This window comes from Enterococcus hulanensis, from assembly GCF_005405485.1.
Taxonomy (GTDB): Bacteria; Bacillota; Bacilli; order Lactobacillales; family Enterococcaceae; genus Enterococcus_A; species Enterococcus_A hulanensis.
Window position 1 is genome coordinate 1 of sequence record NZ_BJED01000039.1, and the last position, 15,893, is coordinate 15,893.

General features: G+C 42.5%; 13 protein-coding genes. All 13 read right to left on the bottom strand.

Going from position 1 to position 15,893, the window contains the following annotated elements:
- Nucleotides 1-97: 97 nt before the first annotated feature.
- Nucleotides 98-412 (bottom strand): PTS lactose/cellobiose transporter subunit IIA, encoded by a 315-nt coding sequence (locus tag FFR60_RS22555; protein ID WP_088934539.1) that lies wholly within the window; start codon nucleotides 410-412, stop codon nucleotides 98-100.
- A 30-nt stretch (nucleotides 413-442) separates the two neighbouring features.
- Nucleotides 443-763: a PTS sugar transporter subunit IIB gene (locus tag FFR60_RS22560; protein ID WP_088934538.1), complete on the bottom strand. Its 321-nt coding sequence runs from the start codon at nucleotides 761-763 to the stop codon at nucleotides 443-445.
- A 52-nt stretch (nucleotides 764-815) separates the two neighbouring features.
- Entirely contained in the window at nucleotides 816-2,246 is a 1,431-nt protein-coding gene (locus FFR60_RS22565) for a 6-phospho-beta-glucosidase (protein WP_137665920.1), read from the bottom strand.
- A 26-nt stretch (nucleotides 2,247-2,272) separates the two neighbouring features.
- Nucleotides 2,273-3,628, bottom strand: a complete 1,356-nt coding sequence (locus FFR60_RS22570) for a PTS sugar transporter subunit IIC (RefSeq protein WP_137665921.1) — start codon at nucleotides 3,626-3,628, stop codon at nucleotides 2,273-2,275.
- Nucleotides 3,629-3,891: 263 nt separating this feature from the next.
- Nucleotides 3,892-4,653 (bottom strand): MurR/RpiR family transcriptional regulator, encoded by a 762-nt coding sequence (locus FFR60_RS22575; protein WP_137665922.1) that lies wholly within the window; start codon nucleotides 4,651-4,653, stop codon nucleotides 3,892-3,894.
- A gap of 237 nt (nucleotides 4,654-4,890) precedes the next feature.
- A complete protein-coding gene (locus FFR60_RS22580) occupies nucleotides 4,891-5,925 on the bottom strand; it encodes a proline racemase family protein (protein WP_137665923.1) in 1,035 nt (344 codons plus the stop codon).
- Nucleotides 5,926-6,074: 149 nt separating this feature from the next.
- Complete coding sequence (locus FFR60_RS22585) at nucleotides 6,075-7,151, bottom strand: hypothetical protein (protein ID WP_137665924.1); 1,077 nt, start codon at nucleotides 7,149-7,151, stop codon at nucleotides 6,075-6,077.
- A gap of 11 nt (nucleotides 7,152-7,162) precedes the next feature.
- A complete protein-coding gene (locus FFR60_RS22590) occupies nucleotides 7,163-7,429 on the bottom strand; it encodes an rRNA processing protein (RefSeq protein WP_088934533.1) in 267 nt (88 codons plus the stop codon).
- 58 nt (nucleotides 7,430-7,487) lie between these two features.
- The gene (locus FFR60_RS22595) at nucleotides 7,488-9,137 is read right to left on the bottom strand and encodes a putative glycosyltransferase family protein (protein WP_137665925.1); all 1,650 of its coding nucleotides are present in this window, start codon (nucleotides 9,135-9,137) and stop codon (nucleotides 7,488-7,490) included.
- Nucleotides 9,138-9,338: 201 nt separating this feature from the next.
- The gene (locus FFR60_RS22600) at nucleotides 9,339-10,535 is read right to left on the bottom strand and encodes an MFS transporter (protein WP_088934531.1); all 1,197 of its coding nucleotides are present in this window, start codon (nucleotides 10,533-10,535) and stop codon (nucleotides 9,339-9,341) included.
- A gap of 120 nt (nucleotides 10,536-10,655) precedes the next feature.
- A complete protein-coding gene (locus FFR60_RS22605; RefSeq protein WP_171005017.1) occupies nucleotides 10,656-13,727 on the bottom strand; it encodes a 5'-nucleotidase C-terminal domain-containing protein in 3,072 nt (1,023 codons plus the stop codon).
- Nucleotides 13,728-13,951: 224 nt separating this feature from the next.
- The gene (locus FFR60_RS22610; protein ID WP_137665927.1) at nucleotides 13,952-14,740 is read right to left on the bottom strand and encodes a winged helix-turn-helix domain-containing protein; all 789 of its coding nucleotides are present in this window, start codon (nucleotides 14,738-14,740) and stop codon (nucleotides 13,952-13,954) included.
- A 108-nt stretch (nucleotides 14,741-14,848) separates the two neighbouring features.
- On the bottom strand, nucleotides 14,849-15,893 hold a 1,045-nt coding region (locus FFR60_RS22615), incomplete at its 5' end, for a coiled-coil domain-containing protein (RefSeq protein ID WP_137665928.1).

Sequence of the window (15,893 nt, forward strand, 5' to 3'; positions counted from 1 at the left end):
TTCAAAACTATATTTAGCCATAAAAATACCGACCTCCAGAAGTTAGATTTTTGGTCTAACTTTTGGGGGTCGGTACAGAATCATGGAGGGGGATTTCTTATGCACTTATTTTACGATAAACATCGATGATTTCTTTTGCTAGGTCGGTAAAGGCGATTGATGTCATCAGATGGTCTTGACTATGGACCGTCAATAAATTCAAATTGAGGTGCTCACCTTGTGCTTCTTTTGTTAAAAGTCCTGTTTGCGAATGGTGAGCTTCAACTAATGACTCTTCGGCTTGCTTGATCTTTTCGTCTGCTAAATCAAAGTCGCCTCCCTTGGCTTCTTGAATAGCTTCCATGGCATTGCTTTTCGCATTGCCGCCATGGATGATCAGCCCCATCACCGCTTCTAAATTTTCTTCCTGCATTTAACCCGTCCTCCATTTTTTTCCCGTAAATTAACCGTTGATCATCGCAACTGCTTGACCAAGCACTTTTTCACCATTCATCATGCCGTAGTCCGTCATATTGATGACATCCACAGGAATTCCCAGTGGTGCTAATTTTTCTTCAAATTGTTTTTGCATGAAGCGAACTTGTGGGCCTAACAGGACCGTGTCGATCTCGCGTTCTTGCAATTTATTCGTCGCTTCTGCTGCTGCGATTGCGAAAATATCCACATCTAATCCTTGTGTTTCAGCTGCTTTTTGCATTTTTGTCACTAACATGCTGGTACTCATCCCAGCGTTACAAACTAACATAATTGTCTTTTCACTCATTATGCTTGCCTCCTGCTTTAAATTAAAATATTCATTTTTTACGAGCTCTTCACTACAAAGCTTCTCCATTACTTGCAATCACTTTTTGGAACCAATGGAAAGAATCCTTCTTGCTGCGATCCAATGTTCCGGCACCATCATTGTCCTTATCGACATAAATGAAGCCGTAGCGTTTTTTCATTTCGCCGGTTCCAGCAGAAACTAAATCAATGAAGCCCCAAGGCGTATAGCCCATCAAATCAATGCCGTCATAAATGACTGCTTCTTGCATCGCTTCGATATGTTCCCGCAAGTAATCAATTCGATACTCATCATGGATCTCACCATCTTCAGAAATTTCATCAATTGCGCCGAAGCCATTTTCTACGATGAATAATGGCAGTTCGTAACGATCATTGAACCAGTTCATCGCATAACGTAAACCAGTCGGATCGATTTGCCAGCCCCATTCCGAAGCTTTAACATACGGATTTTCTACCAAATCATTGGCTTCGTCATAATCATATGCAGGTCCTTTATCATGATCTTTGACCGCAAAGGACATGTAATAGCTGAAGCCGATGTAATCCACAGTACCTTTGGTTAATTGCACTTCATCTTCGGCTGTAATATCCAAGTCGAACTGTTTACGATCGAAGTAAGCTTTCATATAGCTTGGGTAGCGTCCCTTGCAATGAACATCCGTGAACCAATATCGACGCTGCATCGCTACTGTTGCAGCCATCATATCAGACGGACTGCAAGAGTATGGATAGATTGGAACCATCGCGATCATACAGCCGATCTCAAAATCAGGGTTGATCTTATGACCGATCTCGATTGCTTTAGCACTTGCTACCAACTCGTAGTGAGCCGCTTGATACATGATTTTTTCACGATCATCACCAGCTTCAAATTTCAACCCAGAATTGGTAAAGGGAGCAAAATCTTCTTTATAGTTGGCTTGGTTATTGATCTCATTAAAAGTCATCCAGTATTTCACTTTATCTTTATAACGAGTGAAACATACTTCGGCAAAACGAGCGAAGAACTCAACCATTTTGCGATTGCGCCAGCCGCCATACTCAGTAACGAGATGATATGGCATCTCGAAATGTGACAACGTGATTACTGGTTCGATCCCGTATTTCAAGCACTCATCAAACAGATCATCGTAAAATTGCAGTCCTGCTTCATTCGGCTCTGCTTCATCGCCATTCGGAAAAATACGTGTCCAGGCAATTGATGTCCGGAAGCATTTCAATCCAAGTTCTGCAAATAGCTTCACGTCTTCTTTGTAACGACCATAAAAGTCGATGGCTTCATGGTTAGGATAGTTTTCTCCTTCTAAAACGCCATTCGTAATTCGGCGTGGCACACCATGAGCACCGACAGTCATAACATCAGCGACACTGACACCTTTTCCGCCGTCTTGCCAACCGCCTTCTAGTTGATGGGCGGCAACTGCGCCGCCCCATAAAAAGTTTTCTTTAAAAATACTCATGTTTGTACCTCTTCATTTTTTTTCGTTTAAACCGTCGCTTGTCCTTCGGCTTTTTTATTTTCAGTTTCTAAGTCTTTTTCGATTTGTTCCATGCTTTCACCTTGTTCTTGCAAGTAGTTCAATGAATCCACTTTACGAACAAATGGCAGATAGATGAAGAATCCGATCACTAAAACGATTGCTTGTAAAAGAGCTGTTCTCCAGCCGCCAATTAGGAAGCCTGAAATGATCGGCGGTGTTGTCCAAGGTACTACGACTGCAGTAAACAATGGAACTAGGCCGGAATACAGTGCGAAATAAGTGATTACCCCTGAAACCATTGGAGTCAAGATAAATGGTAATGCCATGATTGGGTTCATTACGACTGGTGTCGCAAACAGAATCGGTTCGTTAATGTTAAAGAATGCTGGTAAGAAAGCCAAACGTCCTAATTGTTTGAACTGAGCAGAACGAGCGAACATAACCATGTACATTACGATCCCGATCGTCATCCCTGCACCTGTTACTGTCATGAATTGATCTAAAAATTGCTGTGTTACGATGTGTCCGCCATTAGCAACTGTCAATTCTTGCCCAGCTTTTAAGATCGCTGTGTTTTCCAATGAATTCGCTGTCAAAATCGGACCCATGATCCCGCCGACTAATGTAGAGCCGTGAACACCGAAGAACCATAAGAATGGTACTAAGAAACCAAGCATCATCGCTCCGCCAAACGTATCGGTAACACCTTGCATCGGACTTTGAATAACTTTATAAATTGCTTCTACCACTGTTGTATTAAGGAATTTGTCGAAGATTACATAAATGACTAATGATACAGTCGTGATTACCGCTGCTGGGATCAACGCAGTAAATGAGTTCGCTACGTTTGCTGGTACTTGTTCTGGTAATTTGATCCGAATATCACGTTTCAAGAACCAAGAATATGCCCAACCGACAAACAAACCAACTAAGATGGCACTGATCATTCCTTGTCCGCCAGTCCAAGTTTTATCAATGACGTTGCCGATGATTGTTCCACTTTCAGCATCGGTCACTGATGATTTCATTGTCAGTAAGAATACTACCAAAGCGATCATTCCTGCTGGCAGACCTTCAAAGCCTTCTTCTTTTACATATGAATTAGCAATACCCATTACGGCGAAAAGTGACATAATAGCAAATGATGCACCAAACGCTTCGTTAAAATAAACATCCAAGCCGCTGCTAGCGACCCATTCAGAAATTGCCGGAACTGGGAAATTCGCTAAAAGTAAGAAAACGGAACCGACGATCGTAAATGGCATAGTGTACAGCATCCCATTACGAAGAGCAGTAATAGCTTTAGTATTTACAAATTTTAAAATCGGTGGTAATAATTTCTCGTTAATAAAGTTATTCATAAATGATTCTCCTTAAAAATATTTTTTTGCAGCGATGGCCATTCGCATTTTTGATGTATCCGTTTACAGCTTTATCATATAGGATGGCCTCTCCGAATGGAATACTTCTGAAACAGTCAGGAACATGTTCCACACAAAAAAACAACCTAGCCGTTTTTAGACAGCCAGATCATTTATCTTGCCAAAAATCCACTTGATTATTCCTGCTTAAAGCCTGTTAAAAGGCGTAACCGCAGTATTCCACGATTTCACCAAAGAATTTTTTATTTGTTTTTTAGTTTGTTTTCTCGTTGATACGCTTGATGCGCCAAAATTTCTAAAAGTGCGATGACCGGGACCTGCGTGGTCAGATTGATAAATTCCTCCGTCGGGTCCGGACCGGTCACTTCCGGCATGTAATAAGAAATATTGAAATCGGCCATTTGCGCAATCGTTGAGTGCTGATCGTTCGTGATACTTAAAATTTTGGCCCCGTAACGTTTAAAGTCTTCGATCTGCTTGATGACCTCGACCGTCTCTCCTGAGACTGATAAGGCGATCATCAGCGTCGTATCTAAGCCTTTGGTGGGAACAGGAATGAAGGGATCGGTGATGGCATAGGCATTAAATAGTAAATTAGAAAAATAGCGCGCCCCATAGGTTCCTAGTATTCCGCTTGTGCCAATCCCTGAAAAAACCAAATGTTTGCTGTTTAGTATCAGTTCAATCGCCGGATCAATCACCGTACGATAGCTTTCATTATTTACCTTTTTCAAAAAAGCGTCGACATGTACGTTTGCGTCATAAAAAGCCTCGAAAGATTGTCCCTGTCGCGAAAGGTTCTCTTTCAAAGCATACTTAAATTCCGAATAACCTGAATAGCCGAGCTTATTTAGACAGCGTAAAATCGTAGACGTCGACACATGGCAGTTATCTGAAAGATCGCGAATCGTCATCTGGTTAATTTGTTCCATGTTTTCTACAATAAAAGTATAGACAATCAATTCCAACTCGTTTAATTCTTTCACCTTTTGCGAATCGAACATTAAATTTCAACTCCTAATGGTATGTTTTTTACACCTCCATTATCCCACAATTAAGAAAAATCACACAGCTTATTGTTTAATTATTTCGTTATTTATTTAATTGATGCCTCAAAAAAAGAGCCAATGATTTTGATCATCGACTCTTCGTTAGAATTGCTTAATGGAAGAACAGCTGAAAAAAGCTTAATCTCCAAATTTTTTTCAGCGCCTGCTAAACTATTTTTTTCTGAATCAGATTTAATTAAGTTGGAAGCCGTACTTTAAGCGATCATCAGGATCGATCAAATAGGTCGCCAGCCCAGTAATATTGGAACTGCCTGTAATTTGAGGAATCACCGCTGTGAAGCTTCCGATGTTCACTTCCTCCAGCAGCCGACTTTCAAACCGGCTGCCGATAATACTCTCGTTGATGAACGGTTGGTTTAGGCTAAGATATCCCTTGCCATATAGCATCGCCATCAAGGCACTTGTTCCCGATCCAGAAGGAGAACGGTCGGCTTGGTGATTTCCAAAGACAACGACATTTCGGTAATTCACTTCGCCCGAGTCGATTCTTTCGTAAAAATTGCACGTTCCCACTTCGTTGATTGCTAATTCAGGATGTGCCACGTTGAGCTCCTTATTCAGCTTCGCCAACATTTTTATACCAATATCGGTAATTGCGGCTAAATCCTTTTTTTCTACCTTCATTCCAAGCTGTTCTACCGCAATCAAAGCCACAAAATTCCCTGCAAAAGCAAGGTCATAGGTTATCTCTTTACCGGATACCTGTGTTTTCAAATTTTCTTGATAAAGAAACGAAGGAACATTCTTGATGCTGACTGACTTCGTCTTGCCTTCTTCGACTTTGACCTTCGCTTCGATCAAACCAGCAGGCGCATCAATTTTCACGATTGTATAGGGTTCCTTGGCTTCAACGACACCTGTTTCTACCGCCGCTGTTGCAGAACCCATAGAACCATGCCCGCACATCGGCAGATAACCCGTTCCATCCATAAAAATAGCGCCGAAATCAGCTTCTGGGTTCACCGGCTCAGTCCAAAGAGAACCAAACATATCCTTGTGTCCTCTCGGCTCATCCATCAAAGCGCGACGATAATGGTCGTAATTATCTGATACATATTGCTTTTTTTCCAGCATGGTATTTCCCTGCGGTTCTGGGAATCCATCATAAACAATACGCGTAAATTCTCCCTGAGTATGTGCGTCAATCACCTTAAAACACGCCTCAAAATGCTGTGGATCGATTGTTACTTGCTTTTTTCGACTCATCTTCTACCTCCTTTTTTCCTGTTGCAGCGCCCAACGAATCATGCAGTCTGTAATACCTTCATTCTACCGAGTCGCAAAACAAATGAACAGTCCGAAAAGAATATAATTTAGTATGTAAAAAAAGAACCCGAACGCTGCTCGGATTCCTTTCATTTTTTCTGTTTTCGTTGGATGGCTTTGCGCAGGCCGATTCGGTAGACCCGCGGCAGTGCCAAGAAAAAATTCTGCGTAAATTGATACTGGCGATATTTTTCAATGATAAAGGCGATCAGCTCCCCATTGCCATATTTCTTTTGATGGAAAATCTCAAAGCTGCGAATTTTCCGTGCTGCCTTAGTTGGCTCCTTCAATACCAGCAAAAAGGACAGCAGATCATCAAAGTAACGAACCTTTGCCTCTTCATAGCTCTCCGTACCATAGCGCTCCAGCTGAATAAAGTCAGTCAGCTTGCGTCCCCAAAACTTTCGTTCCAGATAAACCGGCGCTTGGATATCTTGCTGAAAATCCGCCAAATACGCTTCGAAAACATTCTTATCCGCTAAGAAATTCTTCTCCTGCCGTTCGAAAACCTCCCGATCGACTTGATTGATCTCCGTCACAACACTCAGATAATCACCAATAAACAGCGGCATTTCTGCTTCACGGAAACGCACGACGCGTCCTGCTAATTTCTGATTCAAGGAAAGCGGACGTCGCAAAGTGTTATTGCGATAATAAGCAAAAACATATCGCTGCCACAGGTCTTCTGGAAAAGGGATGCCCTTTTCCGTCAGCCACAACAATTCATCTAAAGCCAAATCTACATGAGCGACACCCTTTTTGATCTCTTCGGCCACTTGCTGCGAAATGCCTAAATGATCCTTGAAGTGCTGAATCCCCAGACGGATCTCCTGTTGCTTGCTTTTCGACTCGATCACAAACTGATATTTTAACGGTCGTCCGCAGGCACATTTTAATTGGCTGTGGATTCCCCGTTCGTATTCATCGTCGATATTCAACGCGACAAATTCCCAATCCGATGTCTGCAAATACTGCTTTTGCAAAAACAGCGAACGGACTTCGTATTTTCGCTGCTGATTGACGAGCTCCTGTTGCGGCGCGGACAATTTTCCGAAGAGGGCTTTGCGCTCTGCTCCTGAATAGGTCACATGACATTCTGTCGGATAATCATCCAAGCCATAACTTCTAGGATACCAATGCTCATAAATCGCTAAATAATTATCCATCGATTAAGGCCTTATTTCTTTGGATCAAATTTATCTTCGATCTCTTTAATGATTTTTTTCGCTTCAGCTTTCAATGACGGATGAGCTTCCTCTTCCTCCACCGCGTTTGAGCCAGAACGGGCAATTTCCTTCGGTTCGCCGGAATTACTGCCAGCTAATGCTTCTTGCTTATTCTCAGTTTCGCTAGAATTGGTTCCTGCTAGAGCCACATCGTCCTCGGTTTTTGGTGCCATTGAGCCCCGCAGACGACGATCTTTTTCATTGTTGTAATTTGTCATAATCTTACCCCCACATTTCTTTTTGTATTTTACCCGATAGTTTCTCGGATTGCCAAAGTTATCCTGCCTTCATGAAGAAACGATAAACGCACCATGATAATGTCCCAAACCAGCTAAGTCCGCAAAGGGCAAAAATTATCGTGACATAGCTTGGCGGATCGTAACGCAGGCGAATCGTATTTTTCCCTGCCTGTTGTTTGATCGTCGGCACGCCGATATTCGACAATGACGATGGCTTAATCTCATGCCCGTCTTCAATTAGTTTGGTATTTTGATAAATGATTACCGGCAATTGTAGACTGCCCGCTTTGTCCGCTTGCCAAGAAATTTCTAATTGATTGTTTTTAACTGTCTTTGCGAATTTTGGCTGCTGCGCAAGAATTTGCTTTTCGTAGCTGACGTACTTATTTTTAGTGTCATTGTGATAAATCGGCAAATAATCCGGACTGGATTTTTCGACCGCCTGCAGGGCTTTTTTCATGTCTGGGTCATAAAAGCTTTCTCTGGCCTTCGTTTCAGAAACACGGACAAATGTATGCTTGCTGCTCAACGTCTGTTGGCCCCATTGATTCAGATCAGCAGAAAGTATCCGCAAATTCTGCCCGATACTGACCACACTGAACAACGCCAAAATGATTGGAAGATATTTCTTACCCGCCAAGTCCTCTGCCAACGAAGCAAAAAAGAATAGAAACAGGATCGTAAATGGCGTAAAGAAGCGAAACGGAAACTGGATCAAAGATATAAAGGGCACATTGTGAGCAACCAGCCAATCCCACGGAACGATACTTGTTGAAAGCAGTAAAAAGATTCCGCTAAAAATCAACAGCTGCTTCGTAAATCGTTGAACACTGTGCCAATACACCAGACAAAGAAAAAAACCGACGATCAGCAGCACACGTAAAATGCCGGGATAATGCAGCCAATAAGCGCCGCCTAGATCGATGGCCTTCTCACTCATTTGCGGGTTGATAAACGGCATCTTCAATTGATCCCCTGTATTAATCAAGATCAAACTGATCCAAACGTTGATCGATAAGCAGCCATACAAGCCCATCGCCTTTACCAATTCAAGCAACGCCTTGCCCCAACGCTTTCGCGCATAAGAAATAAAAAATGGAAAATAAATCAGACCCAGCATCACCGCAGTCAGCATATGCACCTGCGTCATTAAGGCCATACTCACGGCAATTTTGACGATTGGAAAATGACGATTTTTCAAGTCCACCAGCGGAATCAAACAAAAGGGCAACAGGCTCGCGCCCCAGCTGGTAAAGCCTTGATTCAGCACCCAATAGTTGATGCTGTAGGTCGTCATAAAAATGATCGCCGCAAACAATGCCGTGTGTTCTTTGATCTTGCCATAGGTCAATAGCTTAAACAGCGAACTGCCTGCCAAGAAAAACACGAGAAAATTCGACAGCACCTGATAGCGAAACCAGCTGCCGGCTAGTAAGACCAGCAAGCCTTGTAAATAAGAAAATAGCGGTCCATACACCGCATTAACGATCCGGCCGGATTGCTGGAAACCAAAGATCGAGATAAAATAGCTGAAGTTTCCCGTTTTGATTTGTTCCGCAGTCTCATAAAAACGATTGTAATGAAAGAGTGCATCCGCACCTAAAATCATTTTCTGAGTCCAAAGCTGCGGGACCACAAACAAGCCAGCGATCAAAAGAATAATCAGATAGTAACGATAACGTTTCATAATCGACCTCCTCGTTCAAACAAATGAACTATTTTTCTCACCGTCTATCAGTCTGCCAAGCAGTGATTTAAAAAAATGACTGCTGCAAAATAATAAAACTGACATCCTTATCGATTATTACAAACATTACTCTACCCTATTCAAAAAAATAAACGAAACAAAACGCCTATTTCCATAACGAAAATAGACGTTTCTTACGTTTTATTTTTCTACCGATAACCAAACAATCAAAGTTCCGGCAATTGAGATCACCGTACCGATCAAGAGCATCGCCGAGACAGATAAAAAGCTCAGCATCTGCCCGCCGACAAATGCCCCGATGATCCCGCCGATCGTATTGGCCGTCGCCATCAAGGTTTGCCCCTTAACCAGATCCTTTTGCGGAATGATTTGATTCGTATAATAAACCGATGCCATCGTGTGCATCGCAAAACCCACCATCTGCAAACTTTGCGCGACATTGATCAGAAAAATACTGCCGGCAAATAAAATCAGCACCGCTTTGACTGAGAAAAAGAACGCCGCAAACCGCATCAGCGAATGGATCTTGAAGCGCCGCAGGACCCAAGTAAAGAAAAACATCGTCGGCAGCTCACTCAAAGCCGCGACCGATAGAGAACCGCCTGCATTTGCGGCTGTTCCGCCTAAAGGCTGCATGATCTGGAACATATAGCTGTTGATGATCGTATGATAAACGAACAACAAGGAGACGCCGAACAATAAAAGCATAAAGCGTTTATATTTTTTAGTGAAGGCGATTAAACCAATCGGTTCTTCTTGCTGACCTTCGTGATGATGCTCTGCGATCAAAGACTCGGAATACCTTCCGCCATGCTTTCTTGTATCAATCATTAAAGCCATCAATGCGAAAAACAGGAAAATACCGATCAGTAAATACAAAATGATCGTTGGCGAAAAACGTTCGATCAACACCCCAGTCACTGATGCCGCGGCCGCAAAAGCCAACGAACCCAGACCACGCGCCACACCGAAATTCAATCCATAGCCGCGGCTGATAAAGAACGTTCCGATAGCGATCGTCATTGGTTGAAGCAGCACCAGACATGCGTAAAGCAAGACATAAATAAATGCGACGATCAAAAATGCTTTTGGCAATGCCAACAAGATTCCCGAAAATAACGCCAACAAAACAGCCATCCCCGCCGCCAGCTGCGACAAACGAATGCGCGTCATCCGATCAGCAAATGAAGCCAAAAACGGCTGAACCACTGCGGCGAGCAGATTCGCCAATGACAAGACCATCCCGATCTGACCATTCGTAAAATCACGAGACAATAAAAAGACGGAAGTAAAGGTCCCCAACACCGAAAATCCCATCCAATAAGGAATCTGCATACTGATATATTGCAGATTCAATTTGATATGATTTGTCTTCATAGCCCCTCCTCATAAAAAAGTCGTTGCCTCATTATACCTGATGGAAATACTGAATTCAGAAAAAAGCTGAATTTCAGCAAAAAAAAGCCGAATCCACTATTGGACTCGGCTTCCTCTCACTTATCTTTTCTTAAAGTAAATCAAACCGCTGGCACTTAATGCAACCATTCCTACTATTATAAAGATTGGTTGTTTGCCTTCACCCGTTTTCGGATAGATTTTTCCGATCGTGCTATCGATCCAATTAGTACTGCTTGGTGTTTTATCGACCACATTAGTGGAGACAATCTTTCCAAGAACAGTTTTTTCGAACTCTACTTTACCACCAGTTACTCCAGTGATAGTAATGACAACTTTTTGATCTTTTTTCAAATCTAATTCTTTGATATCAAGAATTAGATTTCCATTTATATCAGATTTTCCTAGTGCAAATTTTTCACTGTTCGCAACAGCAACATGAACGGTCGCTTCTGCGAGCGTTTTACCTGTTAATTGTGTATCACCTTCGTAAATATTCGCAAGTTTTGTTTCTTTTTTGATTTTTTCAGTTTCGGCATCTGCTGCTGGATTAGTGCCAGGTTTTGCTAGAACTCTTGTAGAAAAGCTAGCTTTTCCTCCATTCGGACCAGTAATCATGACAGTAATATCCTGCCCAGCCTTCAAATTCATATTTTGTACATCAATTTTAAACTTACCATCTTCATCAGAAGTTAGTGGGGCTTCAGCTTGCTCAGCAATTTTTGCTTGCGGTGCTGCTTTGGTCGCCTGTTCAGCCTTATCTTCTGCAACAGCCACTTCAATGGTTGCATTCGGAATCGTCTCGCCTGTTAGGTACTTGTCACCTTCAAAAAGTTCATTTAATTTCGTTTTCTTTTCAATCAGTTCCGCTTCCTCTACGCTTGGATCGGTTGAAGTTGTTGGTTCAGTCGTCGAATCTGTTGTAGTAGTCGAACTATCTGTTGACGAGCTTGTTGTAGTAGTCGTTGTTTGCATTGGCAAAACATTTAATGTAAAGCTGGCTTCTCCGCCATTTTCCCCAGTTATTGTCACCGTTACTTCTTGTCCTTCTTTTAGACCTAGCTGATCTACGGCCACACTGAAGTTTCCATCCTTGTCAGCAGTTGCTTGTGCTAAAGCGCGAGCCTTAGTTGGTGCAACCGTTACTTTACCATTAGGAATGGTTTTACCAGTTAAGTTCTTGTCACCCTCACGGTAATCCGTCAGTTTCGTTTCAGCTTTGATCTTTTCAGTTTCTTCCTTCGCTGGATCAGTTGTTGCTAACGTTTTTCTTCCTTCAATTGAGGCCGAAACTGTTTTGTTATTCGCTTCTAAATCTTCGATATAACCGATAAATGTTTCTGTATCAGGGTCTAAGGCACCCGCTAACTTCGCATTGGTGAATTCAGAGAATCCGTCGCCTCCGCCGTATAAGAAATCGTTGATGATTAATTTGTACGTTGTGCCTGCTTCGATTACTGTGCCGTCTGCTTTTTTCAATTCTTTGACCACATAAGGATGGTCAGTATCATCTTTATTAGGATTTTTTTCTACTGTATATTTTAATCCAGAGACTTGAAGGAAATACTTGCTAGTCTGCTGATTCAATACATTTTTGATTTGTTGACCTGTCATCTCAACGATCTGCATGATATTGCCGAATGGTTGAACCGCTTGAGCTGCTCCCCAAGTAATCGTCGCATCGGATTTCACTTTCAGGTCATCGCGAATCCCGCCATTATTCGTCATGGCAAAATCAACAGCTTCACCATTTTTCTTAGCCATATACACTTGCGCATCAGTCACGAGATTTCCGACAGGTGACTCGCCCATTTCGTTGACTGTCCGTGTGATGTCTTCCGCTTTTTCTGCTGTACCGATTTTTTCTTCGGTAACTCCTTTTACCCGACCGTCAGCATCAGCAACAATTCCTTGAACTGCTGAATCTGGCGCAACACCACCGTTTGGATCAACCGCACTGACCGTTGCCTTTGGTGTTCCGACAAAATCCTTCGTTGCTGTATCATATTCTCCCTGCAGATCAATATAACCTTTACCTTGAGAAGTAGATTGAACAACCCGCGTATTTCCTACAACACCATTCGTATAAACATGGTTATGACCAGCAAAGAAAGCATCAACGCTATTATCTGGATCAATTTGATTCACCTTATTCATGATGTCAGCGGTCTCGCCACTAACACTGTCGCCAGTACCTTGAACCGATGGTGTATGACCAAGAACAACAATTGCATTGACCTTTTGATCAACAAGTTCTTTACTGTATTCTGCAATTGCCTCAGCAGGATCGGTGAAATCATAATCCTTATGATATTGCGCTAATACAAGATTTGGGATCTCTTGTGTGACAACTCCAATGAAGCCGATGTTGATTGGTTCAGCTTGAGTACCAACATTTTTGATTATATAAGGCCGCCACCCATAAGGGATATTTCCCGTCTTTTTTTCATGAACATTTGCAATGACTAGATCAAAGCCGCCCTTTAGCTGATCCTGAGTATAGTCCTCATTGTACTTATTGACTATGTCATAAAATCCAGCATCAGGTCCTGGTTTCGCTCCAGTTAAAATTCGATTGAATTCTCCTAAACCTTCATCGAACTCGTGATTTCCAAGAGTCCCCACATCAAACTTCATCTGATTTAGAATGCGCATAGTTGGCTGATCCTGCAATAAACCAGAATTAGCTGGACTCGCACCAACCATGTCGCCAGCTTGCACTCGCAAGGTTTTTCCATCAGTATTCTTTTGTTTAAAAGTTGTTTCTGCCTGCGTAAAATAGCCCGCCATCAATGCTGCCGTACCTGCATTAGATACTTTAGCACCATCTGCACCATAGTAACTTCCCGTCGTGCTCAACGCACCATGGAAATCATTGATCCCCAACATCTGGATCGGAACAGTGGTTGCGCTCTTCGTTGCCTTTTCAGCTGCTGAACTGCTCACAACTGCGGCTTCATCTGCTGGTGCTGCTTCTGATGATTGGCTGCTCGCAGCGCTGCTTGTACTTGTTTCAGCAGTGGTTGAACTATTTATCGTTTCACTTATTTGACTGCTTGTTGTACTATTTATTTCGCTATTTATTGTTTCTGCTGCCGCTAATCCCGCCGGCAAAGTAAAACCTAAAACGGTGAACAATGTTACTGCACTTCTAATCAGACTCGGTTTCCTCAAGAAATTCATCTCCTTTAATTTAAACGCTTACAAAGAGAATAGTAACAATTCTTCACGTAATATTCAAACTTTATTCGCATTTACTTTTTAATTTTCGTCATTCTCATAAAAAATATGAAAGGAAAAGCCTGAAAAATGCAGAAAATATGCCATCTATTAAGGTGTAAAAAGCCGAATCCAAAAGTGGATTCGGCTTTCTTGTTTTAAAACTCTTCATTATAATATTACCCATTTGAGACAAGGGTATTAAGCGTATCGTTTTTCCGAATCCGGTCTAACAGCTCTGGATTGATTCGATAGCCTTTTCCCCACAATGTTTGGATCGCTTTGTTGGCTAAATTCGTCGTCTCAAACTTGGTCTTGATCCTTGTGACCGTGCTGGATAATGAGGCCAAGTGTGATTTATTGACGTCTTCGTTCCAGATTTGGTGACAGATGGTTTCTCTCGTCACGACTTGGTTGCCCGCTTCAAGCAGGATCGACAAAATTTTCGTTTCTGTTGTCGACAGATGATGCAGGACTTCTAAAAATTGATAATTGTCCTCTGGAGTATGGACTTCTTTTTGCAGGACATTTGGTCGAATCAACGAGACCTTATCCGATAATTGTACATATTTTCGATTCTCATATGACTGCTCATTTCGCTGATTCTTCAAAGCGTATAGGCACTCCCGCAGTTCATCGACAGAATCCTCATTTGAGATGATGGCGTGGATAAGTGCTTCTTCTAAATACTGATGATCCATTTCTGTTACTTTGGATTCCACTTTTCGAATAATGCGAATGGCGTTCTTGCGCAACAGCGGAACGAGCTCCATGATTTCTGATTCGCAGATCGTCTCACTTAAAATGACATACTGAAAGAACTTGAAAAACTCCATTGCCTCTATTTGCTGGCGGCTGGTTTCAAGCATCCGGGCTGAACAATAGACTTCATAATTCAACGCCTGCAGCTTTTGCTGAATCTCTTGCTCAGTTAAAATATTTTTCGTCAGAATCAAGATTTGATTCATGCTAATCTCCCCTTCGTAGTTAAACCCTAATAATAATGATTCATTCAATTTCCTGAAGCACTATGTAGCCGGAAGAAAACAAGACGGCCCTGCGTTCTTCCGATTGACTTACTGAAACTCTTTGCGAGAGATCACGGAGACCTTCGGATACTCATAGCGGCCTTTGATTTCCTCTAGGTCCGGCACATCACTTTGCGCCAATTGATCCACACGGGTCTTCATTTCTTCATAGATACTCATGATTGTTTGACGGGATTCGTCGACTTCACACGAAATTTCTTTGGCCCGGTCATGGATCGTTTGTAATTCAGCTTCGGAATCCTTCACAATGCGTTGGGCATCCATCTTGGCTTTTTCCACCATCCGATTGGCTTGGCGGCGAGCGGAGATCAGGACTTCACCGATCTCGTGTTGAGAGTGGATCGCTTCTTGCTTCAACTGCTCATTTTCGGTTTTCAATTCATCGATTTGATGGTGTAAGCTCGCGATCTGCTCGCTTTCAATTACGGCCTCTTGATGCTTCTGATCTTCGATCAATTGCTGAACCAATTCTTCTTTTTCTAAAATCTGTTGGTCCTTATCCGCAATCAATTGATCCAACTGAGCGACTAATTCTTCTTTTTTGGTCAGGTCAGCGGTTAGGCTGTCCATTTGATGTTCAACTTGTTGGATGGCTTCTTGGTAACGGCGCTCGACGTCTTGCTGGCTCACCGCGAACTCGTGAAGCTGCTTCTTAGCTTCTTCCAAATCAGCTTCCAACGAATGGTGCTGTTCCAGCGAGGCCTTCAAGGTAGTGACTTCTTCTTCGGCTTGCTCCAGTTGTTCTTTTAAGTAGCCGGTCTCTTTATTGTCCTGCAAACGTTGAATCTCTTGGCGGTTTCTACGAACCTCTGTCTCTAGGTCTTGGATCTGACGACGGTTCTCGGCTTTTTCTTCGCCAGTACGTAGAAGTGCTTGTTTGTATTTCTCATTTTCTTTTGTCAGACGCTGCTTTTCTAAGCTGTTGTCTCTTTTTATTTGCTCAAGCTGCTCGTCTTTTTCAGCGATTAGACGTTTCAGTTCCGCGGTCTCATCGTTTTCTTTCTTCACAGGCTGCTCGACCGTTCTTGGTCGGTCTTCGATCATGATCTCTTCTTCTGGCACCGAATTGATC

Bases quoted from the DNA above. Each gene is read 5' to 3' on its own strand.
- FFR60_RS22580 (WP_137665923.1), bottom strand. From the start codon at position 5,925: ATGAGTCGAAAAAAGCAAGTAACAATCGATCCACAGCATTTTGAGGCG.
- FFR60_RS22560 (WP_088934538.1), bottom strand. From the start codon at position 763: ATGAGTGAAAAGACAATTATGTTAGTTTGTAACGCTGGGATGAGTACC.
- FFR60_RS22565 (WP_137665920.1), bottom strand. From the start codon at position 2,246: ATGAGTATTTTTAAAGAAAACTTTTTATGGGGCGGCGCAGTTGCCGCC.
- FFR60_RS22590 (WP_088934533.1), bottom strand. From the start codon at position 7,429: ATGACAAATTACAACAATGAAAAAGATCGTCGTCTGCGGGGCTCAATG.
- FFR60_RS22570 (WP_137665921.1), bottom strand. From the start codon at position 3,628: ATGAATAACTTTATTAACGAGAAATTATTACCACCGATTTTAAAATTT.
- FFR60_RS22585 (WP_137665924.1), bottom strand. From the start codon at position 7,151: ATGGATAATTATTTAGCGATTTATGAGCATTGGTATCCTAGAAGTTAT.
- FFR60_RS22575 (WP_137665922.1), bottom strand. From the start codon at position 4,653: ATGTTCGATTCGCAAAAGGTGAAAGAATTAAACGAGTTGGAATTGATT.
- FFR60_RS22600 (WP_088934531.1), bottom strand. From the start codon at position 10,535: ATGAAGACAAATCATATCAAATTGAATCTGCAATATATCAGTATGCAG.
- FFR60_RS22610 (WP_137665927.1), bottom strand. From the start codon at position 14,740: ATGAATCAAATCTTGATTCTGACGAAAAATATTTTAACTGAGCAAGAG.
- FFR60_RS22555 (WP_088934539.1), bottom strand. From the start codon at position 412: ATGCAGGAAGAAAATTTAGAAGCGGTGATGGGGCTGATCATCCATGGC.
- FFR60_RS22595 (WP_137665925.1), bottom strand. From the start codon at position 9,137: ATGAAACGTTATCGTTACTATCTGATTATTCTTTTGATCGCTGGCTTG.